The organism is Pseudoalteromonas sp. H71 (genome assembly GCF_001468485.1).
In the GTDB taxonomy this organism is placed as follows: Bacteria; Pseudomonadota; Gammaproteobacteria; order Enterobacterales; family Alteromonadaceae; genus Pseudoalteromonas.
Map to the genome: position 1 here is coordinate 283,758 of NZ_LODI01000001.1, position 24,478 is coordinate 308,235.

General features: G+C 41.0%; 18 protein-coding genes and 1 pseudogene. 6 read left to right on the forward strand and 13 right to left on the reverse strand.

What is annotated here, in order from left to right:
* Positions 1–233: 233 nt before the first annotated feature.
* The 5 genes and pseudogenes from ATS71_RS01290 to ATS71_RS01310 form a co-directional block, all read right to left on the reverse strand.
* Positions 234–1,276 (reverse strand): annotated as a pseudogene (locus tag ATS71_RS01290) (IS110 family transposase).
* Between the two features lie 623 nt (positions 1,277–1,899).
* Positions 1,900–4,791: an aminomethyl-transferring glycine dehydrogenase gene (gene gcvP, locus ATS71_RS01295; protein WP_058403187.1), complete on the reverse strand. Its 2,892-nt coding sequence runs from the start codon at positions 4,789–4,791 to the stop codon at positions 1,900–1,902.
* A 156-nt stretch (positions 4,792–4,947) separates the two neighbouring features.
* Complete coding sequence (gcvH, locus tag ATS71_RS01300) at positions 4,948–5,337, reverse strand: glycine cleavage system protein GcvH (RefSeq protein WP_058403188.1); 390 nt, start codon at positions 5,335–5,337, stop codon at positions 4,948–4,950.
* Positions 5,338–5,541: 204 nt separating this feature from the next.
* Complete coding sequence (gene gcvT, locus ATS71_RS01305) at positions 5,542–6,624, reverse strand: glycine cleavage system aminomethyltransferase GcvT (protein WP_058403189.1); 1,083 nt, start codon at positions 6,622–6,624, stop codon at positions 5,542–5,544.
* Between the two features lie 92 nt (positions 6,625–6,716).
* Positions 6,717–7,316 carry a hypothetical protein gene (locus ATS71_RS01310; protein ID WP_058403190.1) on the reverse strand — a complete coding sequence of 200 codons (600 nt, stop codon included), beginning with the start codon at positions 7,314–7,316 and terminating at the stop codon, positions 6,717–6,719.
* A gap of 126 nt (positions 7,317–7,442) precedes the next feature.
* On the opposite strand from ATS71_RS01310, the gene ATS71_RS01315 reads away from it, so the two are divergent.
* Positions 7,443–8,288: a LysR family transcriptional regulator gene (locus ATS71_RS01315; RefSeq protein ID WP_058403191.1), complete on the forward strand. Its 846-nt coding sequence runs from the start codon at positions 7,443–7,445 to the stop codon at positions 8,286–8,288.
* 197 nt (positions 8,289–8,485) lie between these two features.
* The gene (locus ATS71_RS01320) at positions 8,486–10,642 is read left to right on the forward strand and encodes a TonB-dependent receptor family protein (RefSeq protein ID WP_058403192.1); all 2,157 of its coding nucleotides are present in this window, start codon (positions 8,486–8,488) and stop codon (positions 10,640–10,642) included.
* Positions 10,643–10,774: 132 nt separating this feature from the next.
* Here ATS71_RS01320 and rlmB read toward each other — a convergent pair whose 3' ends face one another.
* The 6 genes from rlmB to ATS71_RS18660 all read right to left on the reverse strand — a co-directional run bounded on the left by rlmB (position 10,775) and on the right by ATS71_RS18660 (position 16,898).
* Positions 10,775–11,518: a 23S rRNA (guanosine(2251)-2'-O)-methyltransferase RlmB gene (gene rlmB, locus ATS71_RS01325; RefSeq protein ID WP_006794097.1), complete on the reverse strand. Its 744-nt coding sequence runs from the start codon at positions 11,516–11,518 to the stop codon at positions 10,775–10,777.
* 5 nt (positions 11,519–11,523) lie between these two features.
* Positions 11,524–13,965, reverse strand: coding sequence for a ribonuclease R (gene rnr, locus ATS71_RS01330; protein WP_058403193.1), 2,442 nt, complete (start codon positions 13,963–13,965; stop codon positions 11,524–11,526).
* Between the two features lie 200 nt (positions 13,966–14,165).
* Positions 14,166–14,903 carry an enoyl-CoA hydratase/isomerase family protein gene (locus ATS71_RS01335; protein ID WP_058403194.1) on the reverse strand — a complete coding sequence of 246 codons (738 nt, stop codon included), beginning with the start codon at positions 14,901–14,903 and terminating at the stop codon, positions 14,166–14,168.
* A 113-nt stretch (positions 14,904–15,016) separates the two neighbouring features.
* Positions 15,017–15,631 carry a response regulator transcription factor gene (locus ATS71_RS01340; protein WP_058403195.1) on the reverse strand — a complete coding sequence of 205 codons (615 nt, stop codon included), beginning with the start codon at positions 15,629–15,631 and terminating at the stop codon, positions 15,017–15,019.
* Positions 15,628–16,731 carry a sensor histidine kinase gene (locus tag ATS71_RS01345; protein WP_058403196.1) on the reverse strand — a complete coding sequence of 368 codons (1,104 nt, stop codon included), beginning with the start codon at positions 16,729–16,731 and terminating at the stop codon, positions 15,628–15,630. The genes ATS71_RS01340 and ATS71_RS01345 overlap by 4 nt, the downstream gene beginning before the upstream one ends.
* The gene (locus ATS71_RS18660; protein WP_201020850.1) at positions 16,728–16,898 is read right to left on the reverse strand and encodes a hypothetical protein; all 171 of its coding nucleotides are present in this window, start codon (positions 16,896–16,898) and stop codon (positions 16,728–16,730) included. The genes ATS71_RS01345 and ATS71_RS18660 overlap by 4 nt, the downstream gene beginning before the upstream one ends.
* A gap of 157 nt (positions 16,899–17,055) precedes the next feature.
* Between ATS71_RS18660 and ATS71_RS01350 the strand changes: the two genes are divergently transcribed.
* The 4 genes from ATS71_RS01350 to queG all read left to right on the forward strand — a co-directional run bounded on the left by ATS71_RS01350 (position 17,056) and on the right by queG (position 21,116).
* Positions 17,056–17,922, forward strand: a complete 867-nt coding sequence (locus ATS71_RS01350) for a DMT family transporter (protein ID WP_058403197.1) — start codon at positions 17,056–17,058, stop codon at positions 17,920–17,922.
* Entirely contained in the window at positions 17,919–18,611 is a 693-nt protein-coding gene (locus tag ATS71_RS01355; protein ID WP_058403198.1) for a glycerophosphodiester phosphodiesterase, read from the forward strand. Before ATS71_RS01350 ends, ATS71_RS01355 begins: the two co-directional genes overlap by 4 nt.
* Positions 18,612–18,681: 70 nt before the next feature.
* On the forward strand, positions 18,682–19,899 hold the full coding sequence (locus ATS71_RS01360) for a methyl-accepting chemotaxis protein (RefSeq protein ID WP_058403199.1): 1,218 nt from the start codon (positions 18,682–18,684) through the stop codon (positions 19,897–19,899).
* A gap of 86 nt (positions 19,900–19,985) precedes the next feature.
* Entirely contained in the window at positions 19,986–21,116 is a 1,131-nt protein-coding gene (gene queG / locus ATS71_RS01365) for a tRNA epoxyqueuosine(34) reductase QueG (RefSeq protein ID WP_058403200.1), read from the forward strand.
* 156 nt (positions 21,117–21,272) lie between these two features.
* Here the strand turns inward: queG and ATS71_RS01370 are convergent, their stop codons facing one another.
* Entirely contained in the window at positions 21,273–22,406 is a 1,134-nt protein-coding gene (locus ATS71_RS01370; RefSeq protein ID WP_058403201.1) for a response regulator, read from the reverse strand.
* Positions 22,407–22,474: 68 nt separating this feature from the next.
* Positions 22,475–24,448, reverse strand: coding sequence for an ATP-binding protein (locus ATS71_RS01375; protein WP_058403202.1), 1,974 nt, complete (start codon positions 24,446–24,448; stop codon positions 22,475–22,477).
* Positions 24,449–24,478 lie beyond the last annotated feature (30 nt).

Consider the following 24,478-nt stretch of genomic DNA (forward strand, 5'->3'; position numbering starts at 1 on the left):
CGCCTCAGTCATCGTTTAGTACCAATGTCAGTCCAGTTTTGGCAGCATTCTCACGCTACTCAATAACAAATCTGTGGTTTATGTTTTTTACATAACCAACCCTGTGTGGCTCAGACAGTGGGCATACCCAACATTTAAATAAGAGCGGTTAACGTGCAGGCTCAATCAGATCTGATGGTTTTACCAACCCCGTTTTTAACTCAGCACGTTAACCTAATTCCGTTTTATGGTCGTTAAGAAAAAGCCTTGTGTTCATCAAATGGGACGTTGTCTTTCAGCACGTGGTAACACGCTCTTGCCAGTTTATGTGCAACGGTTTTAATCGCAATAACTTGATTTGTTTTAGCTAACTTGCGTTGATAATACTTTTTAATTGTTGGGTTATACCGAATGGCAAAGTTAGCGGCTTCAGTAAACGCCCACGCTAAGTAACGATTACCATTCTTTTGATTTGTAGCGCCTTTCTTCTTCCCATTGCTGTATTTTGCACCTTTAACGCAGCGACAATAGGAGGAGAAATTACCTGGGCTATCAAAACGTTTAATAGTGCCTGTTTCTAACATAATGGTCAGTGCTAACGTATTCCCAATCCCATCGATACTGGTTAGGTTTATAAACTCAGGGGAGAGCGATGTTTGTTGTAAAATAGCACTCTCTATTGCGTTGATTTGCTGTTGAGCACAGCGTATTAATGAAAGGTTAGAAATGACCGACAGTGCTGTATTCGTTGAGCTGAAATCGGTGTGTACTTGCTCAACATTGACGCATTTTCTGATAGCGGCCATTTGTTTGATTTTGTTGCTACTGAGCTTGTATCCAAGATGACGCATGTAACAACTTTGCACTGATAATAAGTTTTTAGTGGACTGTTGAACAATGTCCATTCGTTTACGCATTAAGTCGCGAACAGCCCTGAGCTCTCGAGGATAAATATAGCCCTCAGGCAGAATGTTTAAACGTAGCATTTCAGCTAACCAACACGCATCACTGTGGTCATCAGCATGCTTTAAGCCTGAATACTGTTTAATTGCAGCGGGGTTTGCTAAGTGAAGTTTAAACCCTTCATCCATTAAAGCATCGACTAACCAATACCAGTTAAAAGTTGATTCAACAACAAGTCCTTTTAAATTGTCTTTATAAGGACTGAGAAAAGATAAGATAAAATGACAGACATGTCATTATTTAAACGCTTAGCGGTAAGCGTTTCACCGTGTTCATTAATGATAGCAATAACACTATTATTTGAATGCAAGTCAATTCCACCATATAGTTTCATACTAAGCTCCTCGTGATACTGTTTATGTTTTGAACAACACAACTGTATCGAAAAACTCGAGGAGCTTTCTATATGATTATCAGGTCTTGTTTCTTGCCAAGACCAAACATCAACCTCACGTTTAACCCACCTCCCCCGTCATCGCGCCCTGAAAAGAAGCAATTGATGAGTAATATCGCGCATGGATGCGCGATAAGGCGAAACTAGGCCATGGATGGCCTATCTTCGCCGTTTATGTTCACATCAATTGTGATTTGAAGGAAATAGCGTGATGCTCGGGGCGCCGTGGGGTTCCAAGGGCCGGTCGGCGGTAGCCGCCCCTTGGTTGCCGCCAGCAATCTGGCAAAAAACCTTGAATAAGGTTTCTAATATTTAAAAAGCGCGAAATGCATTCACATTATCGGTGGTTATAAACCTCAAACACCTATTCAAATACTTATTCGAGCTACCGCCCGCGCGTCAGCAAGCTAAACGCCAACAACAATTAAATACCTTTTGGGCTTCGCCCAACACGCCAGCAAGCTGTGCGTCTACAACGTTTTAACACAAAAAGCCGCTGCATTGCTGCAACGGCTTTTATAATTTCGATAAATCCCCACTCTAAAGTGGAATTTTTTCAAAAATTAGTCGCGGTAAGTCTCTACCGCTGGGCATGAACATACTAAGTTACGGTCGCCGTATACATCATCTATACGTGTAACCGTTGGCCAAAACTTATCTTTAGCAACGCTTGGTACTGGGAATGCAGCGTAAAAACGGTCATACGCGCGGTCCCATTCGTTACCTAACACGTCAGCTTGTGTATGCGGAGCAAACACAAGTGGGTTGTTTTCGATTGACCATTCGCCAGAGATTACTTTGTCGATTTCGCCTTTGATTGACACCATCGCTTCGATAAAGCGGTCTATCTCGCCTTTTGACTCAGACTCTGTTGGCTCAATCATCAATGTGCCAGCTACTGGGAACGACATAGTAGGTGAATGGAAACCGTAATCTTGTAGGCGCTTAGCTACGTCCATTTCAGTAATGCCTGACGCTTCTTTTAATGGGCGTAAATCAACAATACATTCGTGAGCAACGCGGTTGTTGCGGCCACGGTATAAAATTGGGAAGTGCTGGCTTAACTCGTGCGTTAAGTAGTTAGCGTTCACAATGGCCATTTCGGTGGCTTGTTTTAAGCCCTCTGAGCCCATCATGGTAATGTAAGCCCATGAAATAGGTAAAATAGCCGCTGAGCCGTAAGGCGCTGCTGATACTGCACCGTTGTTAATGTTGGTACCTGGTACGTTTATTACGCTGTGGTTTGGCATAAATGGCGCAAGGTGCGATTTAACACCAATTGGGCCTACACCTGGGCCGCCGCCACCGTGCGGAATACAGAACGTTTTGTGCAAGTTTAAGTGCGATACGTCTGAACCAATAAAGCCCGGGCTTGTTACGCCTACTTGTGCGTTCATGTTTGCGCCGTCCATGTAAACTTGGCCGCCGTGCTCATGAATAATGTCACATAGTTCACGAATGGTTTCTTCGTAAACACCGTGGGTAGATGGGTATGTGATCATGGCACACGACAGGTTTTCAGACACTTCTTCAGCTTTCGCTTTAAGATCGGCCATGTCGATGTTGCCGTTTTTGTCACAGTTAACCACCACAATTTTCATGCTGGCCATTTGTGCCGACGCAGGGTTAGTACCATGCGCAGAACTTGGAATTAAACATACGTTACGGTGCGCATCGCCGCGTGACTCGTGGTATTTGCGAATGGCAATTAAGCCTGCGTATTCACCTTGTGCGCCCGAGTTTGGCTGTAGTGAAACCGCATCGTAACCGGTAATGTTAACTAGCCAGTCGTGTAGCTCGTTAATCATTATTTGGTAACCCTCTGCTTGGTCTAGCGGGCAGAATGGGTGAAGGTTTGCAAATTCAGGCCATGTAACGGGGATCATCTCAGCGGTCGCGTTTAGTTTCATGGTACATGAACCTAACGAAATCATTGAGTGATTAAGCGCTAAATCTTTGTTTTCAAGGCGCTTAATGTAGCGAAGCATGTCTGTTTCGCTGTGGTAGCTGTTAAAGTTTGGATGCGTTAATACTTCGTCATCACGCACTAAACTTGCTGGAATAGAGTCGCTACCGTTTGCTTCAATATCGGCTGCAATGGCATCTACGCTTAGGCCGTGGCCTTCACCTAGTACAATATCAAATAGCTCAGCTACATCGGCACGCGTTGTGGTTTCTGAAACCGATATTGAGTATTCGCCATCGTGGTTTGTAGCAAAGTTAACACCATGTGCAATGGCACGTGCTATTACATCGTTTTTGTTGTCGCCAACGATTGTTAGCGTATCAAACCACGTGCTGTGCTTAAGTGCTACACCTTTAGCTTTTAAGCCAATTGCTAAAATATCAGCAAAGCGATGTATACGCTGCGCGATAGTTTTTAAGCCTTGCGGGCCGTGGTACACCGCGTAAAACGCGGCCATGTTGGCAAGCAGTACCTGCGCTGTACAAATGTTTGAGTTGGCTTTGTCGCGGCGAATGTGTTGTTCGCGCGTTTGCATTGCCATGCGCAGTGCGTCGTTACCTAAACGGTCTTTAGATACACCAATAATACGCCCTGGTAACGAACGCTTGTACGCGTCACGTGTTGCAAAAAATGCAGCATGTGGTCCGCCGTAACCCATTGGTACACCAAAACGCTGAGCCGAACCAAGTACTACGTCGGCTCCTAATTTACCCGGCGCTTTTAATAGTAATAAGCTCATAATGTCGGCAGCAACACAGGCAATGGCCTTTTTGCTTTGCACGCCGGCAATTAGGTCGGTTACGTCAACTATTTCACCCGATGTAGATGGGTATTGGAATAATGCACCAAAAATGTCGTGGTTAACGGCGTCGGCCGCTTTACCAATAATGATTTCAAAACCAAATTGCTCAGCACGGGTGCTTACTACGTCTATAGTTTGTGTGTGTACGTCGTCGGCAATAAAAAAGGCGTTGGCTTTTTTAGCTTTTGATACACGTTTTGCTAGGCCCATTGCCTCGGCAGCAGCGGTTGATTCGTCAAGTAACGACGCACTTGCTAAATCTAGGCCTGTTAAATCTAGGGTCATAGTTTGGAAGTTTAGTAACGATTCTAAACGCCCTTGTGCAATCTCTGGCTGGTACGGCGTGTACGCTGTATACCAACCCGGATTTTCTAGTACGTTACGTAAAATCACGTGCGGTACATGTGTTGGGTGGTAGCCTTGGCCAATGTACGATTTGAAAACTTTATTTTTGCTTGCTACTGACTTTAAGTAGCTTAGTGTTTCAACTTCAGTACGGCTTTCGCCAATGCTTAGCGGTTGCTCTAGGCGAATGTTAGCCGGTACAGTTTGATCGATCAGCTCTTGTACACTCGATACTTCTAAAGCGCTCAGCATATCGCTTACTTGAGCGGGGCTTGGCCCAATATGGCGGCGAATAAAATCTTGCTTTTGCTCTAACTGCTCAAGAGATTTGGCGTTTGACATGTGTCTAGATTCCTATGATCCTAAATACTAATGGGTAACTAGTATTAATTAAAATATATGATGATTTAACGTCAAAATGGTATGGAAAGTTGGCGATAAAATCATAAAAGCCCCATCAAACATAAAACGGGGCTTTTAAGTATCAATGAAGAGTGATTACTCTTCGTCGATAGTGTGCGAGTAACCTTCAGCGTCTAATAGGTTGTCTAGTTCAGACTCATCAGATGCTTTAACACGGAATAACCAACCATCACCGTACGCGTCGTTGTTTACTGTTTCAGGTGCGTCTTCTAGCTCTTCGTTAATGGCAACAATTTCGCCGCTAATTGGTGCGTAGATGTCTGATGCCGCTTTAACCGACTCTGCTACTGCACAATCTTCGCCTGCGTCTACTTCGTCGCCCACTTCTGGCAATTCAACAAATACCATGTCACCAAGTAGTTCTTGTGCGTGCTCTGTAATACCTACAGTAAAGGTACCGTCACCTTCGTTGCGAACCCACTCGTGTGAAGAAGCGTATTTTAATTCAGTAGGGATATTGCTCATTATCTTGTTCCTTTGGTTATGATACCAATCAAATTAAATATTTAACCACTCTAGCGGTCTAAATAAAGCGCTAACATCGTTATTAATTTTTCAGGTAGAACAACTACATATCAAAATTAATGCCTTGTTATCACTCTATTTATCCGTAGCTGTAAGTGGTTAATAACTCAACATAATTGGTATTATTGGGTGATAACACCAAATTTAAATTATTGATTTACCGTTACGTACAAAGCTAGGCTTCACTACTTTAACGTTAACTAATTTTTTGCGCATTTCTACTTGAGCTGTGTCGCCTATTGAACGTGGTACACGTGCAAGGGCTACACTAAAACCAAGTGTAGGTGAGAAAGTACCTGAGGTAATAACCCCTTCCCCACCGTCAACAATTACTTTTGAACCGCTACGCAATACGCCTTTTTCTTCAAGTACTAAACCAACAAGTTTGTCGGTGCTTTTTTCGGCGCGTTGTTTAACCAGTACGTCACGGCCAATAAAGTCACGATCTTCAGGTTCCCATGCAATAGTCCATGCCATGTTAGCAGCAAGTGGCGATACACTTTCGTCCATATCTAGGCCGTAAAGGTTCATACCTGCTTCTAAACGTAGCGTGTCACGCGCACCTAAACCAGCTGGCGCTACACCTGCATCTAGCAGTTGTTGCCATAAATCGGCTGCTTGGTCGTTTGGTACTACAATTTCGTAACCGTCTTCGCCAGTATAACCCGTTGTAGCAATAAATAAATCACCTACTTGAACACCAAAAAACGGCTTCATACCTTCAACTGCTGCTTGCTGCTCTGCATTTAAAAGCGTGCCTGTTTTTTCGCGTGCGTTAGGGCCTTGTACTGCAATCATTGCAAACTCTGGGCGCTCAGTCACTGTAACGGCAAAATCGCTCGATACATTAGCTAAATGCGCTAAGTCTTTTTCGCGCGTAGCCGAGTTAACCACTAGGCGGTAAAACGTTTCGCTGAAAAAGTAAATTATAAGGTCGTCAATTACGCCGCCTTGCGCGTTAAGCATGCCCGTGTAAAGTGCTTTGCCCGGTACGGTTAATTTAGCCACGTCATTTGCTACAAGCTTACGTAAAAATGCTTTAGCTTGGTCGCCTTCAATATCAACAATGGTCATATGTGATACGTCAAACATACCTGCATCGTTACGCACTGCATTATGTTCTTCTATTTGTGAGCCGTAGTTGATTGGCATTTCCCAGCCATGAAAATCAACCATTTTTGCGCCCGCTTCTAGGTGCTTAGCATGTAGTACAGTTTTAGAAGTCATAACATTCCTTCACGTTTTAAATTAACCCTTAATGGGCGTGGCTTAAATTAAAAACAGGCAAACATAGCTATGTTTACCTGTTGATTGTTTTGTTATGCGGCCTGATTTTGCATGACAGCAAAACCCTGCGTTTGCATATAGCTTTGCCATTTTTGTAGCTCTGGCGCTTTAGCTATGAGCACAAAATGCTGCTCATCTTTGTTATCAATTGCGGTAATAAATACCTCACCGCTTTGCGCACCGTAGCATAATTGCGCGTCAGATAATCGCAAACCGGGTGTTAACTTAAAGGCATCAACTAACGTATCAAAGGCGTTTTCGCCGCTTAAGGTAAAGCTGGTTAAGTCGGTACGAATAACGTAGTCAATATCAAAACGAAGCTGTTGTTCGTTTATAAGTGACTGTAATTGAAGGCTTGCGCTGTAAGGTAATACAAATCGAAAGGCAGTTTCGCTGAAATAATACACGGCGTAGCTAAAGTCAGAATTGAAATCGCCGTCTAGCGTGCCTTTTAAGCCTAAACCGCTGGCTGTTAGTTTTGTTAAATCGTGGCCTAAAATACTGCTTAAAAATACAGAAGCTTCGCTGCCGCTAAAATCCATTACAACTGTGCTGTTATTTGCTTGCAAAGCGTTTATAACCGCGCTGTTGGCGTTGCTGTGGCGGGCAAACATTATTGGGTTAAAAGTCATAACAAAGACCTGTGTATTTTTAATCTCAAAATTATATTGCGCGGGCTCTGTAACAACAAATTGTAATTATTTATCAATTGATAAATAATACTTATATATGTGGCCACATAAATTGTAATTTTAAATATGAAAAATATATCAACCGACAGTTTACGCACCTTTGTAATGATTGTAGATGTAGGCGGGTTTGCCAAAGCAGGCGACTTTTTAGGCCTTTCACAGCCTGCGGTAAGCTTACAAATAAAGCGCTTAGAAGATGTATTAGGTTATAAACTATTTAAAAAGCAAGGTCAGCGCCAAGTACTTAACCAGTACGGCGAACTATTATTGCCCATGGCAAAACAGATGATGCAATACAACGACGCCATTTTGCAGCAATTTACCTCAGAGAGCATTGCCGGAAAAGTACGCTTAGGCATACCGAGCGAATTTGCAGCGCGTATACTCCCTTCTATTATTGGCGACTTTGTGGCGCTTTACCCAGAGGTATCACTTGAAGTTAAATCGCGTTTAAGTAAGCATTTATTATCGGCTTCTAGGCAAGACCAATTTGATTTAGTTCTTGCGCTAAACGAGCAACTTACCTCAAGTAAATTTCCTATTTTTATGCAAGACCAATTGGTATGGGTGGGCGATTTAAACCAAGCACAAAACCAAGTAGTTACCTTGGTAACCGCGCCAGAGGGATGCATTTATCGCCGCCGCGCTACCGATGCGCTTAAAAGTGCCGGCATAAAATACCGTATTGTATATAGTAACGCCGACTTAACTGGGCTTATTGCGGCTTTAAAAGAAGGGCTTGGCATTACAGTACTTGCAAAAAGTACCGTACCCAGTGAGCTTAATTACCAAGTACAAACTAAATACCTACCTGCACTGGGCGACATTGGTATTAGCTTGGTTAAAAGTTCAGGTGAGTCTGAAAATGCGGTAGATAAGCTTGCTGAGTTTATTGCCTTGCGTTTAGGCTAATAAAACACACACTCAACTTTATACCTAGCGTCACGATTACAAAACAATACAAAAGATATAAAAAAGTTAATTAAGTTACATAATATATGTTTTTAGTTCTAAAAAAATGAATAGTTTTATACTAAATAATATTGATTCGCATTCGTTAACGTGTTCAAATTACGCAAATTCAGATAATCAACGTGATTAGGACAAAAATGAACCCTAAGTTTTTAGTATCTACTCTTGCAACTGCGGTTGCTTTGTCTTTTACAGCCACTGCAATGGCTAAAGACACCAGCGATAAAGAACAACGCTTTGAACAAATTACAGTTATTGGCTCACAGCAAGCTATAAACGACATTCCTGGTTCGGCTACTTTTATCTCTGACGAAGAACTTCAAAAATTTGAGTTTACCGATATTTCGCGTGTTTTAGCGTCTGTTCCGGGTGTTTACGTTCAAGAAGAAGATGGCTACGGCCTTCGCCCTAACATTGGTATGCGCGGTACTGGTACCGGCCGTAACGATAAAATTTCTGTAATGGAAGATGGTGTATTAGTCGCACCTGCGCCTTATTCCGCACCTTCTGCTTATTACTTCCCTACTATGGGTCGTATGGAAACAATAGAAGTATTAAAAGGCGCGGCCTCTGTTAAGTACGGTCCTCGTACTACAGGTGGTGTTTTAAACTTACTTTCTCGTAGCTTACCAACCGAGCCAAATAGCTCTAAAGGTATGGTAGATGCAGCCCTTGGTAGCGATGGCTACTACAAAGGCCACGCATACTTTGGTAAAGAAAAAAACAACACGTCTGGCTTAGTTGAAGTATTTACTTACGGCGCAGATGGCTTTAAAGAGCTTCCTGTTGGCAGCGACAACACGGGCTTTGAAAAAACAGATTTACTATTAAAATTTGGCCATACGTTTGGTCAAAACGATGCGCATAACATTGAGCTAAAAGTAAAATACTCTGACGAAACATCAGACGAAACTTACATGGGCTTAACTGACGAAGATTACAAAGCAAACCCAAATCGCCGTTACGCTGCATCACAAAACGATGAAATGAATACTCGCCACAATGCTTACCAACTAAACTACGCGTACCGCTTTGGCGAAGGCTACGAATTACTTGCAACCGCTTACCTAAACGATTTTCATCGTAACTGGTATAAAGCAAGCAGTGTAGGCACAAGCACACTTGAACAATATAGCGATTTTGAAGCAAACCCAACAAGTGAAGGTATTGAAGGTATTGGTGTTAAAGCTAACAACCGTGATTACCAAGCAAAAGGCATTCAGTCTGAATTACATATTCCTGCAGGCGATCACTACGTTACTGTTGGTGTGCGTTACCACGAAGACGAAATGGATCGTTTCCAATGGCAAGACACGTACACGCTTAATCAAGATCTAAGCATGACGCTTACATCGCAAGGTATACCAGGCTCAGATAGCAACCGTGTAGACAGCGCTAAAGCAAGCACGTTATTTGTTCAAGACGAATGGACATTAGACGCGTTAGTTATTAATGCGGGTCTTCGTTACGAAGACATTACCATTACACGTGAAGAGTGGTCTAAATCAGATCCAACGCGTAGCAATGGCTTAACTAAAGATATTTCGAACGATACTGAAATTTTAGTGCCATCGTTAGGTGCCACTTACACACTTAACGACAACGTAACGTTACTTGCTGGTATTCAAAAAGGTTACGCTCCAGCGGCACCGGGTAATGCTGACCAAGAAGAAGAAGAAAGTGTAAACCTTGAGTTTGGTTCTCGCTTTAATATGGATGGCTTTAACGGTGAAGTGATTGCGTTTTTCTCTGATTACGACAATATGCACGGTAACTGTACTGCGGCAGTAGGTTGTAGCGACGAGAACATTGGCGACCAATACAACTACGGTGAAGTAGAAGTGTCGGGTTTTGAATTTAGTGCGGGTCGTACATTTGCAACAGACGCAGCACAATTCCCAGTTAAATTAACGTACACATACACTGACTCTGAGTTTAAAAACACGTTTGATTCAGAAATTTGGGGCTCAGTAGAAAAAGGCGACGCAATGCCTTACGTACCAGAAAACCAAGTTGCTTTATCGCTAGGCGCTGAGTTTGCATCGTTTGTTGTTAACAGCCAAATACGTTACGTGTCTGATTCTCATGCTGACCTTTCTGACTCAGGCTTAAATGCAATTGACAGTCGTGTAGTGTGGGATTTAGCAGCTAAATACTTAATCGACGACAACCAAAAAGTATACTTAACGGTTGATAACCTGTTTGATAAAACGTACATCGCTAACCGTGCTAATGGCGGTATTCAGCCAGGTAAGCCTCGTAGTATTCAAATGGGCTACACATATAGCTTTTAAGTAATTGCTGAGTAAAACGGCTCGTTAGCTGAACCGTTTTACTCACGATATGCTAAGCAAATAATAGATACAAAAAAGCCGAGATTATTTAATCTCGGCTTTTTTAATGCTTAAGCTTTAAGCTAGGGCAATTTAATTGTTTGCGTTACGTTGGCGTAATACTTCAAATAAACAAATACCGGTTGCAACCGATACATTTAAGCTAGACACCGAACCTGCCATTGGAATTTTAACCAATACATCGCAATGCTCACGCGTTAAACGGCGCATCCCCTCGCCTTCTGCACCCATAACAATGGCCATTGGGCCTGTTAAGCTTGCATCAAATACGTGTGTATCGGTCTCGCCGGCGGTGCCAACTACCCATACACCCGCGTCTTTAATTTCACGAAGCGTACGAGCAAGGTTAGTAACCTGAATAAGAGGGACTGTTTCAGCTGCGCCACACGCTACTTTACGCGCTGTGCCGTTTAGTTTTGCCGACTTATCTTTAGGAACAATAATTGCGTGAACACCTGCCGCATCTGCACTACGCAGGCATGCACCTAAGTTATGCGGATCGGTTATGCCATCAAGTACCAATAAAAATGGGGTTTCTTCACGGGCAATGATCACATCTAGATCTTTTTCGTTGTACGTTGGCGCCGCTTTTACGTTAGCAATAATACCTTGATGCTGTTCGTCTTTCGACTTGTTATCAAGCGCTTTACGCTGCATAAATTGTACTGAAATACCAAATTTACGTGCTTCATCAATAATCGGTGTTAAGCGTTTATCATCACGGCCTTTAAGGGCGTAAATTTCTAAAAATCGCTCAGGCTCTTTTGCTAAAATTGCTTCAACAGAGTGAAAGCCAAAAATTAATTCATTACTCACGTATTTTATGCTCCTGGGCTTGTACGTTTACGGGCATTTTTGCCTGGTCTTTTAGGCTTTTTAGCCGATTTCTTTTTAGGTTTTTTCTTTGTGGTGCCGTCGTTAGCTTTAACCGCCGACTTACCAGCAGCTTTGCCTTTACTAGCTGGCTTTTTTTTACCTTTGGGCTTGTCGTCTGACTTTTTGCCCGGTACTTTGCCTGCTTTTAACTGTGAGCGTACACTCTCTGGCGCTTTACCTTTTGGTCCACGACGGCGTGAATATCTATCTTGCGCTACATCGCCTTTGAGCACTAAGTTTATACGGCGATCGTCTAAACTAACTGAGGCAACTTGCACTGTCACTTTATCGCCAAGGCGGTAAACTTTATGTGTGTGCTCACCTATTAGGGTATGTTTTGCAGCGTCGTGCTGGAAGTATTCATCACCTAAATTAGTAACATGAATAAGTCCGTCAATTTGTAAGTCGTCTAGGCGTATAAACAAACCAAAATTAGTTACCGATGAAATAACCCCGTTAAACTCATCACCAACGTGGTCTTGCATAAACTCACATTTAAGCCAATCGGCTACTTCGCGAGTTGCATCGTCTGCACGGCGTTCGGTGGTTGAACACTGCTCGCCTAATTGATCTACTTCGTCGTCGGTATAAGCATACGCGCCTGATGTTTGTTGACCTTGTGCTTTTAGTACCGCTTTAATTGCACGATGCACAACTAAATCTGGGTAACGACGAATTGGCGATGTAAAGTGCGCATAAGCCGAAAGCGCTAAACCAAAATGGCCTATGTTATCTGGCTGGTAAACGGCTTGTTTCATTGAACGCAACAGCATAGTTTGAATAAGCTCGGCTTCTGGGCGCTCACCTAATTTAGCTAATACTTGGGTTATCTCTTTAGGGGTTGGTTCATCACTTAATGTGCTTTGAATACCAAGCTCAGTTAAAAACTGAGTAAAGTTACCTAGCTTTTCGCTGTCGGGCTCGTCATGTACACGGTAAAGTGCGCTGGCTTCGTGCTTTTCGAGTAACTTAGCCGCTGACACGTTGGCTAAAATCATACATTCTTCAATAAGTTTGTGCGCGTCGTTACGAATAACGGGCACAATAGACTCTATTTTACGCTGCGCATTAAATACAAAGCGTGTTTCGAGTGTTTCAAACTCAATAGCACCGCGCTCTTGACGTGCTGATTTAAGCGCCATGTACATTTGCTGTAAGTCAGTTAAATGTGGCACTACGGCGGCGTATTCGTCGCGAAGCTTTTCGTCGTTTTGTAAAATGGCGTTGACTTTGGTGTACGTTAAACGCGCGTGCGAATTCATCACAGCTTCGTAAAATTTATAACCCGACAACTTACCTGCCGCTGATACGGTCATTTCAGCAACCATACATAAACGGTCTACTTTTGGATTGAGTGAACACAACCCGTTAGACAGTACTTTTGGCAGCATCGGAATAACTTGCTCAGGAAAATAAACTGAGTTACCACGTGCTATGGCTTCTTTATTTAATGGCGTGTTCATACCTACGTAATGCGATACATCAGCAATGGCAACCCATAAACGCCAACCGCCTGACTTTTTAGGCTCACAGTACACTGCATCATCGAAGTCGCGTGCGTCTTCGCCATCTATGGTTACAAGCGGTAAGTTACGTAAATCTACGCGGCCTTGTTTGTCTGCATCTTCGACAAATTCGCCTAAGTGAGCCACTTGTGCGTCCACTTCTTCTGGCCAAACATGCGGAATATCGTGATTACGAAGGGCAACTTCAATTTCCATACCAGGCGCCAAATGTTCACCCAGTACGTCAACAACTTTACCTACCGCGTTCATATTGCGGCTAGGGTTTTGAGTAATTTTAACCTGCACCATTTGGTTGTGGCGGGCACCGTTTTCGTTGCCAGGTAAAATCATGATGTCTTGCGTAATACGCGGGTCTTCAGCGACTACAACTGCAACACCATGTTCAACAAAGTAACGCCCTACAATAGGTGCGCGCTCGTTGGTAAGCACTTTAATAATGCGGGCATCGCATTTTGAGCCAGAGCCACGTTTTGTGCCTTTAGCTAGTACAATGTCGCCATGTAACACCATGTTCATTTGATGTTTGGCAATAAACCAATCTTTGTTCTCGCCTTCAACTTCTAAAAAGCCAAAACCGTCTCTGTGGCCTATTACTTTGCCTTTGGTTAAACCGGCTTCGTCAATAAGTGCATAACATTTAAATTTATTAAAATATAACTGACCATCGCGCTCCATGGCACGAAGGCGACGTTTAAATGCAATTTGACGCTCTTCGTCATTCACGGCTAGTTCTTCGCATAACTGTGCGTAGTTAGCAGGTTTTGAACGCTCTTGAAGATGAGTAAGTATAAACTCACGGCTAGGGACGGGGTTTTCGTACTTTTCTTGTTCTCGACTGAGATTTGGATCTTGGTTTGACATTCACTATCTTGTTAGTTGGTTATAGAAGTATTTTAACCCATATACGTAAAATGAGACAGGTAAAAGCACTTAATCTTTAAACAAAGCGCATTTATCGGCTATTTAGTTTTAGAAAACTTAGCGTACCGGGCCTTAATGCGTGCTTAATTATGCAGCTTAATTATGTCATTGTGATTAAGCTGCATCCGTTAACTCAGTTATTACTTAGTTTTATGCAAATTTTTGTACAACATTTTACTCACGTTATTGATAAAGGCAGGGTCTTCTTCTTTTATAGTGTGTAAAATGTGTTTATTCATTTGCGATTTGTTTTGAGCGTAAATCCAACGGTTTTTATTAAACTGCGCTGCAAACTCATAAACGCCGGCTTGTAGTTCGTCGTTATCGTTAAATACCGCTTCTATTATGTTATTTTCAAACAGTTGTTGCGCGCCCACGCGTTCACCCGTCATTGCTAGCCTATTAAAAAAGGTTTGCGGTATCGCTTTATTAATAATAGGAAACATAGACGGTACAAAAGGGACCAATACATCAACCTCTGGAAAGCAAAAAAAGCCTTTGTCTGACTTCATAAATCTAAAGTCGCAGGCACAAGCCAGTACAGCACCATTACCATACGTATGGCCGTTAAGGGCTGCAATAACAGGCATAGGAAACGTAACAATACGTTGTAGTAACTGTGTTATTTGCAACATAAAGTCAGAAATAGCCGCTGGTAAAATGCTTGGATTTGCCATCCACTCAAGGTCGATACCCAACGACCAGCTTTTGTCGCTTGCCGAAGTGAGCACAACCGAATGAATGCTTTTATCAGCCTCAATATGATCAAGGTGTAAATTAAATTCAGCCAAAAACGCTGGATTGTGTCGATTTTCTGCGGTGTTCATCGTTAATATTGCGACACTGTTTTTTACTGTTAAATCTATTAAGTTTGCCATTTAACCCTCTTTTAGCGCATTTTAAGCTTGTTTTAAGCGCTGTTCGTTTCTTTATTGTTATGGCTAATATAGTAAGGGTTTGTGTTAAATTTATAAACCTTAATCACATGTGTTTATAACCACCCTTTTTGTTTAGCTATACGTGCTGCGTCGATTCGGTTTGTTGCATTAAGTTTGGCAATGGCATCTGACAAATAGTTACGCGTTGTGCCTTCACTTATAAATAACTGTGTGGCTATTTCGCTCGTTTTAAGGCCATCGCTTGCAAGCTTTAATGCTTTTCGTTCTTTGTCGGTAAGTGGGTCGGCGTCGTCTAGGGCGTTAATGGCAAGCTCTGGGTCAATTACCTTTTGACCTGGCATTACCTTTTTAAGCGCGTTGATTAGCTCGTCACTCGGAGCTTCTTTTAATATGAACCCTTTAACACCGGCACTTAACGAGCGCCTAATATATCCAGCGCGTGAAAACGTGGTCATGATCACCATTTTTATAGCCGGAAATTGCGTTGCTATTTTTTCGCTAAGCTCAATACCATTCATAGTAGGCATTTCTATATCGGTTAAAATAATATCTGGCATCGCATCTTCATCAAGCGCATTAATAGCATTTAGGGCCTCTTGCCCGTTGCTTGCTTGGCCAATTACATCAATATTAAAATCTAGGCTAAGTAATGCACTAACAGCGTCACGCACTAGCGCTTGATCTTCCACTAAATATACTTTGATCATTGTAAATCCTCAGATGAAATTGGCAGCGCTACGTTTAATGTAAAACGTTCGCCACAGGTAAACGTTGCACTGCCTCCTATTTGCTCTGCCCGCTCTTTGATCCCATTTAAACCATTGCCTGCTTTAAGTGTGATGCAATGAGCATTATCTATCACTTCAATGAGTAGTTGCTGGGGTGTTTGTTTAATTGTTATTACACAGTTTTTAGTTGCACTATGGCGTAATAAGTTAGTAACTGACTCTTTAATTATTAAACTAGCAATGCCCTCTACCTTGGCAGGTAGCACAGATAACTTAACGTTAAACGTGACATTAAAGTCCTGCTCTAATAACCGTTGTTTTAACTGTGCAACTTGGCTTACTAGATTGAGCTCTTTTAAGTCGCTTACGGCATTGCGCACATCGCTAAGTAGCTGCCTTGCAAGGTCGGCTACTTGGGCTATTTCGTTATTAGCTTGCTCGTAGCGCTCACCTTGATTTAGTTTATTAGCCAGCTCGGCCTTTAATGCAATAGATGAAAGTGAGTGGCCTAAAATATCGTGTAGGTCACGCGCTATACGTTCTCGCTCAGCAATAGCAGCTAATTGCTCTAATTGGTTTGCGCTTTCTTGTTCACGTTTTTTATGTTCGCGCTCTCTTTTTGCTGCAATTCCATAACTAAATAAGGCGGCACATAATATTAATGCGACAGCCAAAAAGTACTGAAGCTTTCCCATATCGCTTAAATACGAACTTGCAAAAAGCGCGACTATAATGGCTAATGCAGCATAAAACCGCTGCTTTTGGGTATAACTATACCCTGCCACATAGGCAACAAAACCATACAAAGTAGGTGTGCCAGAGGTAAAAAAAGTAGCGCTAAAACAAATGGCCAGCAAGGCTAAAAATAAGGGAGTAATTTTTGTGTTATCGCAGTTAATTGCTTTTATGTACAAAATAATAAAAGCAATATAAAAAGCTAAACATAGACTCATTTGGCTTTTTGTAAATTGGTCAAAATTAATAATTAATGGCAATAAATAAAAGCCTGTAAAAATTAAATGGCCATATTTCCAAAACGTTTTATCCGTTTGTTGAGAAAAGCTACTTAGCGAACTCATGCTAATACCTCAGGTGTATTATTTTTATTTAAAGCACTATTTTTATTAATAAATATAGATACCACAAAAATGCTTATCAGCATAAAATAATCAATGTAAGTGATAGTAAAATTGAGCGAATCAAAAAATTCGCTGATATCAAGACTCATTAAAACTAAACTATTCATAGCGCTCTCCTATTAAGTAGAGTAACTATGCCAGTACGTAAAAATAATAAGAGTGTGAAGTGTCATTAACTTTGCTGACATTTGTCATATTTCAAAAAATTCATCTTGTAGACGCTCGCCCAGTGATAACATGCTAAAAAAAGGAGATGACGTTTAAATGCAGCCACAACAGCAAAGTTTATTTTACTTACATATTGCCGTGTTACTTTTTGGAGGAACGGCCCTATTTGCCAAACTCATTGGTTTAAATGCGCTGGATATTACCGTTTACCGAACAGCCATTGCTGGTATGGCGATATTGACAATGCTTTTATTAGGAAAAAAACAAATAAAGCTAAATAAGCCAAAAGACTACTTTATTGCCCTATTTTTAGGTGTTGCGGTGGGATTACACTGGGTGACTTACTTTGCGGGGATGCAAATGGCAGGCATAACCATTGGTATGCTTGCATTTTTTAGCTACCCAGTAATGACGGTTTTTTTAGAGCCGTTATTTAATAAAAATAAGCCTCAAGCAAAAGACATAATAAGTGCTGGCGTAGTTGTACTTGGTATTTATTTATTAGTGCCAAGTGCTGATTTAGGTGACGATGTAACGCTCGGTGTTATTACTGGTGTGGTATCGGCGTTATTTTTCTCTATTAGAAACATTACCCATAAACGCTACTTTAGCCAATATGGCGGCCCACAAACAATGTTTTATCAAACCTTAGTGGCAAGCTTAATGCTGTGCGTATTTATTGAAGTGCCCGTGTACGAAGTGAGTAACCATGACCTTATTTTAATTGCCGTTGCTGGTATTATATTTACCGCTACACCACATTCGCTATTTGCGGCAAGTTTAAAACATTTATCGGCTGCAACGGCAGGGTTAATTTCGTGTTTACAACCATTGTACGGTACTATTTTGGCTATTATTATTATTCACGAACGCCCAACATTAATGACTTTTATTGGCGGCGCACTTATTGTAAGCGCGGCATGCTTTGAAACTTGGTCGATTACTAAAAAGGCGCGACAATGAAAATTTTTGCACACAGAGGCGCAAGCGGCCACTTTCCCGAAAACACCAAAAGTGCCATTTTAGAAGCGTTGAATATTGGCGTAGATGGTATTGAAGTTGATATTCAAAGTGCCACCGACGATTACATGATCATACATGACTCGTGGTTAGATCGAACCACTAATGGTAAAGGTAAAGTTAGCGAGTTTGACGCCGCAACTCTAGCAAAGCTTGATGCTGGTAATGGCGAATATATACCCACGCTTCAGCAGTTATTTGATTGGAATGATAATAAAACCTTACTTAATTTAGAACTTAAACATGCCTTTGAGCTTGAAAAGTTTGCTAACCAGCTTGAGCGTAATATCAGTGCGGGAACAATTTCATGTGCTAATATTTTAGTGTCATCGTTTGATCACCATCAATTACAATGGCTTAAAAAACGTTTACCTTGGTTAAAAATAGGCGCATTGACGTCTTCTATTCCAATTAATTATGCTAAGTTTGCCCAAGATTTAAATGCATTTAGCGTGCATGTAGATAAAAACTTTATTAACAAGGCATTTGTAGATGATGCTAAAAAGCGCGGGCTAGAAATCTACGCTTATACTGTGGATAAACAACAAGATATCGCACTTATGCGTGACTACGGTTTAGACGGAATTTTTACCAACTTTCCCATGCAATCCAAAGCATATTTGCTATCGTAAGCTAATAAATAGATTCGCTTATACCTTGCTAATGCCTGCGTAAAAGCGTTCAAACATAGGTTTAAGCAAGATGAGTGGCTTAATGAAAATTTATAATTATATCGAACAAACGTTCTTTTTTACTTTAACGCGTAAAATTGTTGGTAACTTGAGTTTTGTTTTTTTGTTTCAGGCTATTACTTTATTTTGGCTTTATGACAGCTTAAGTGAGCAACAAAGTCTTGGTCTTTTTTGGCTGCTAACCTTGGTTATTGTTGCTGGCTTTGCGTTTACCCTTTTTTATATGCGATTTTTAATTGTGCGTCCTGTAAAAGCAATGTCCGATACGCTCATTAAAATTAATCAACAAGATGCCAATTTAAACGCCAAACTCCCGCACTTTTCATTCGACGAATTTAAAACGTTAAGCTCCCAATATAACGATTTCACTAGCCATTTAGGTGAACTGCTTAACACAACCTACACCAGTGCAGAGGCAAGTGCGCAAAGTAATAAAGCAGTTACAGAGTCGATGAAGCATACTGAAAACTCTAGCCAGCAGCAAATACACTTGAGCCACACCATCATTGATGCCAGCAACCAAATTACTCAAAGCTTGCAAAATATTGTGGGCAACACCGACAGTGTCCACACTGTAAATAATGAACATTTAGCCTTTGTTAAACTCTCAGATAAAGAGCTCAGTACCCTCGTTGAGCAAGTTCAATTAATTACTAATATGCTAGGTAGTTTTGCAAGCACAGTGGAGGGGTTAAAAGAAAACAGTGAAAATATTCGCAGCATTTTAAAAATGGTTGAGGAATTTTCTGATCAAACTAACTTACTCGCTCTTAATGCCGCAATAGAAGCTGCACGAGCAGGTGAAGCCGGACGTGGTTTTGCTGTTGTTGCTGATGAAGTACGCACACTTTCAATTAAGGTAAGCGGTGCAACTCGCCAAATTAGTGACTTTATTAATCAAATGAATGATTTGGTCAGTGAAACCAACAAAGAGTCAGAGCAGCTGATTAGCCACTCTAAAAATGCACAAAATTCAATAAGTGCAACCTCAGATGGGTTTAGTAAAATGCTTAACGAATTTGAGAGTAATCAACAGCAATTACAGCAAATTGCCAGCGCCGTGCATTTACTAGAAGATACGCAAAATTTAACCCATCAATCGGTAGAGCAAATTGTTGAGCTTGGTGAGCAAGCCAAACAACAAATAGACACCGCCCTTGCCGATAGCCAATTATCACAAGAGTTAAGCATGCAAACTCAGCAGCAATTAAAGCGCTTTTTGCTTTAGTTTGCGCTACATTAACGCGCTAAACTCAACACCGCCCTGTAAATATGGTAAATTACTGGGTGATTATTTAACGTGCGTGAAAATGTGTGAGCAACCTAACTCCTGACTACCCTAAATTAGCCCAGCAAATAAAAGCATGGGGAAAAGAACTTGGCTTTAGCGAAGTGGGCATTACCGATATAGATTTGAGTAAGCATGAGCAACAGCTTCAACGCTGGCTTGATGCCGGCTTTCATGGCTCAATGGATTATATGGCAACACACGGCATGAAGCGCGCACGACCAGCGGAACTCATACCTGGTACACAGCGAGTCATATCAGTAAAAATGAACTACCTCCCACCTGATGCAGGCTTTGCTAAAACATTAAAAAATAAACAAAAAGCGTATATTAGCCGTTATGCACTTGGTCGTGATTACCATAAATTAATACGTAACCGATTAAAAAAGTTAGGTCAAAAAATAGAACAAGAAGTGGGTGAATATGGTTTTAGGCCCTTTGTTGATTCAGCCCCTGTTCTAGAGCGCCAATTGGCAGAAAAAGCGGGGCTAGGTTGGCGCGGTAAACATTCGTTACTTATAAATAAAGAAGCAGGGTCATGGTTTTTTTTAGGCGAGCTGTTTATTGACTTACCTTTGCCTATTGATAGTGAAAACACCTTTGAAGGCTGTGGAAAATGCGTTGCCTGTATAACATTATGTCCTACAGGTGCAATTGTAGAACCCTATGTGGTTGATGCGCGAAAATGTATTTCATATCTGACAATAGAGCACCAAGGGCCTATCCCTGAGCAGTATAGATCTTTATTAGGCAATCGTGTTTACGGCTGCGACGACTGCCAACTAGTGTGCCCATGGAACCGTTATGGACAAATCACCGACGAACAAGACTTTCACCCGCGCACGCAGCTAAAAGACAAAGACTTGCTAGCGCTATTTAGCTGGGATGAAGAAACATTTTTAAAAAATACCGAAGGGAGTCCGATCCGCCGAATTGGTCACGAACGTTGGTTACGTAATTTAGCGGTTGGTTTAGGTAATGCAAACTTTGCCCCAGATATTATTGATGCACTAGAGCAAAAAATAGATGGGTGTAGTGACCTAGTAAAAGAGCATATTGAGTGGGCCCTGAAGCAGCAAAACAATAAACAACCCTCACTTAGAAAAACGCAAAGGCTGATTAGGATTGTAGAAAAAGGCTTACCACGAGATGCATAAAACTTATGGTAGCCTCAAGGTCTGTTGGTTTTATAAGGGTTTAAATTACAGTAATCTATTTGCTACCTAAGTAATGTAGAGCCCGCTTAGTTACAAATCTTACGCAGTGATTAAAAAGACCAAGCTTTAACAAACCTTAATCCGCAAAAGCTCACATTATTGACTGTGGTTTAGTAAAATTGAAAGTTCTTTTTCAATATCTGCAAACGCTTCTTTTACTTGAACAACAGACTCCTCGCGGGCTACTGAATTTTGAATTGTTTCATCTACTTTTTTATAGATAAAAATTTCTTGGTCTTCATCTAACCCCATCGTTGGAATTCTTACTTCAAGGTCTTCTTGTAGCTTTTTAAACACCTGTTCATTATTTATTCGGCTTTCATTTAGTAAATCTATCAAACCATGAAACTTGGTGTGCACAGTACTTGCCACTGCATTAAGTTTTACTTGCTGCGCATCTAATAAATTTTTAGTTATTATGGCGCGTAACTGCTGCTCTGTAACACTTACTATAAAACAAACGTGGTCACGTATTCTGCCGTGTTTATCTGGATCATGTCCTGGCATATTTAAAATAAGTAAACTTATTAGTTCATAATTAACCAATAAACGCTGCGAAAATTCATGTAGCCGCCCCTTATTTTTAAGCATTTCAAACAACTCAATAACAATAGGCGAGCACACTCCATGCAAAGCATAATGCTTAACAATAGAGTCGTATCTAAATTCTACGTTGCTCTGAAGATCAAACGATTGCAGGCAATCAATGAGTGCTTTTGCTAGATCATCTGGATTAGTAATTAGCGCAATATTTTCGACATAGTTAACTATTTGCCCCATTTCACTGCTGTTAGCCATCGCGTTAAAAGCGGTAGATGTGGCCACTTCCACTTGTTTTTCCAGGCTTTGTTTTTCGACTAATACTTGATTTAGATTCTTTAATTTAGACCTAAGCTCGTCGTGTCCAAACGGTTTTACAATGTAATCTTCAGCACCGACTGAGTAGCCTTCCATTCGCTCCTCTACCGTTCCTCTTGCTGATACAAACATAACAATAATATGTGCTGTATTGGGGTTAGATTTAAGCATTTTACATACTTCGTAACCACTCATTTGCGGCATGCTTACATCAAGTAAAATAACCTGCGGCATATAATCTTCAACCATATCCAAGCATTCAGGGCCACTGGTAGCGAGCTTCAGCTCAAAATCCAGTTCCTCTAAAATCTCTTCTATTATTTCAAGATTAAAAGGCTCGTCATCTACTGCTAGTATTTTTGTTAAAGCCATAACTAAATCATCCTTTTAAATTCGAAAATAAATCACTTAAAAAAGCAATCTACTGTTTTAGCGTACTTTTATTCGTTAACTAGATGTTCTTCTAAATTTATTTTGAGTGGTAGTTTTATATGCACTGTGGCACCGCCGCAGGCATTATTATAGGCATTAATGTGACCTTGGTGTAACGATACAAACTCTCTGCAAAGTGCCAACCCTAATCCAGTACCACCTGCACCACTGTTTGTTTTACTGCTTTGCACAAACTTTGTGAAAATATGATCAAGCTCATCTTCAGGAATACCAATACCGCTATCAATGACTTTTATTTCAGCATATTCATCATTTGTAGCAAGCGTGAGCGTAATATTGCTTTTCGGTTCGCTAAACTTTAATGCATTACCCAATACATTGCGTAACAACTGATTAATTTGCTCTTCATCACATTGCGCAATGACTGCTGAATCTGGCGCCGGAAAAATAATATTAATTTGTTTTTCCATAGCCGTGCCCGACACATCATCAATACTGGTTTTGATAATGCTTTCTAAATTATGCGGGCGCGGATTAAATGGAAATTTACCAACATCAAGCTTTGATAAATCTAGCAGGTTGTTTAGTAACGATAGTAGCCTATCGCCGCTGCATTCAATGCGTGACAAATACTTTAATAGCTTTTCTCTTGCAAAATCACCCGCTTCTAATTTGTCTAGCCCAAAGCGAGCAAAACTTAAAATTGAGTGCATAGGCGTTCGTAGCTCATGCGACATATTAGCTAAAAAGTCTGATTTACTTAAATTTGCCGCTTCAGCTACGTTTTTAGCATGCTCTAACTGCGATGTACGGGCTTTAACTTCTTCTTCAAGTAAGCCTTTTGCTTCTTGAAGCAGTTCTTCTTTTTGCTTTAAATGCGTCACATTTTTAAAAATTACTGCTAATGCAATTTCGCCATGGTGGTCTATTTCATTAAAAGATCCAAATAGTGGGACTGTGCCACCACTCTGAATGGGGAGGCGTAAATCATAACTAAACTGGCGATTACTGTTTAATGTTGAAATTTTATCTCTGATCCCAGCAACAGAGTCATCATCTAAGAAATCAAATAATGATCTCCCTGCCAGCTCACTAAAGGGTAGACCCAACAACTTAAGACATGCGTCATTTGCTTCAATAATTTGGCCATTCCGTTCAAATAGCATGATCGCATCAGGGGTGTGTTTATAAATAACTTGCAGCAGGCTGTCTTTTTCTATTAGTGCATCGACAGTTTCTTGAAGTCGATCAACTAACTCGGCATTTCGGCGTTTTAATAATTCGGTTTGCCAAAGCTTGTGCACTGATTGCAGTAAAATATTTTCATTAAGTGGTTTAATAAGAACATCTTCTACACCTTGGCGAATAGCTTCTATCATTGAAACTTGGTCAGGGCGAGAGGTAAAAAGTAAGCACCTTGTATTGGGTTGCCTCGCTTTTAGCTTTGAAAATATCTGTAACCCGGTGACATCACCTAAGCTAAAGTCACTTATTAAAATGTCAATTTTATTGTCTTGTGCAATGCCAAGAGCGTCAGTTAAATTACTTGCAGTGAAGGTTTTTATATGAGCACCAAGCAAATTGCTTTGCATGTTCTCAAGTCGCTCTTGAATGTGATCTACCAGCAAAATAGTGGGTAGCTGCAACATATGGCTTGAGTCTAATTCTAATAAACTCTCTAAAAGAGAGGTGATCTCTTTATTAGAAAAAAAAGGGTAAACAACCGTTGCCTCAGGCACTATTTTATTAAGGCCTGCAAATGCAGTTAGCTGCTCAGTATTTTCTGTTTTTGGAGCTAGAAGTAATAATCGCCCGTGGGATAGTTTATCGATTATAGGCTTAACAGGGCTTACCGGAACACCATGAGAAATAACAACTAAATCGAAGCTGTTGGCATGAGTGTACATTTCAAGCATAGAAAAATGGATCAACTCAACATGACACCCTATAAGCTCTAAGAGTACTTTTACCCTCATTGCTATGATGGTGCTACTGTCTATGATTAATATTTTTCTTTCCATTAAACTACACTTTAAATCAATAAAATTTAT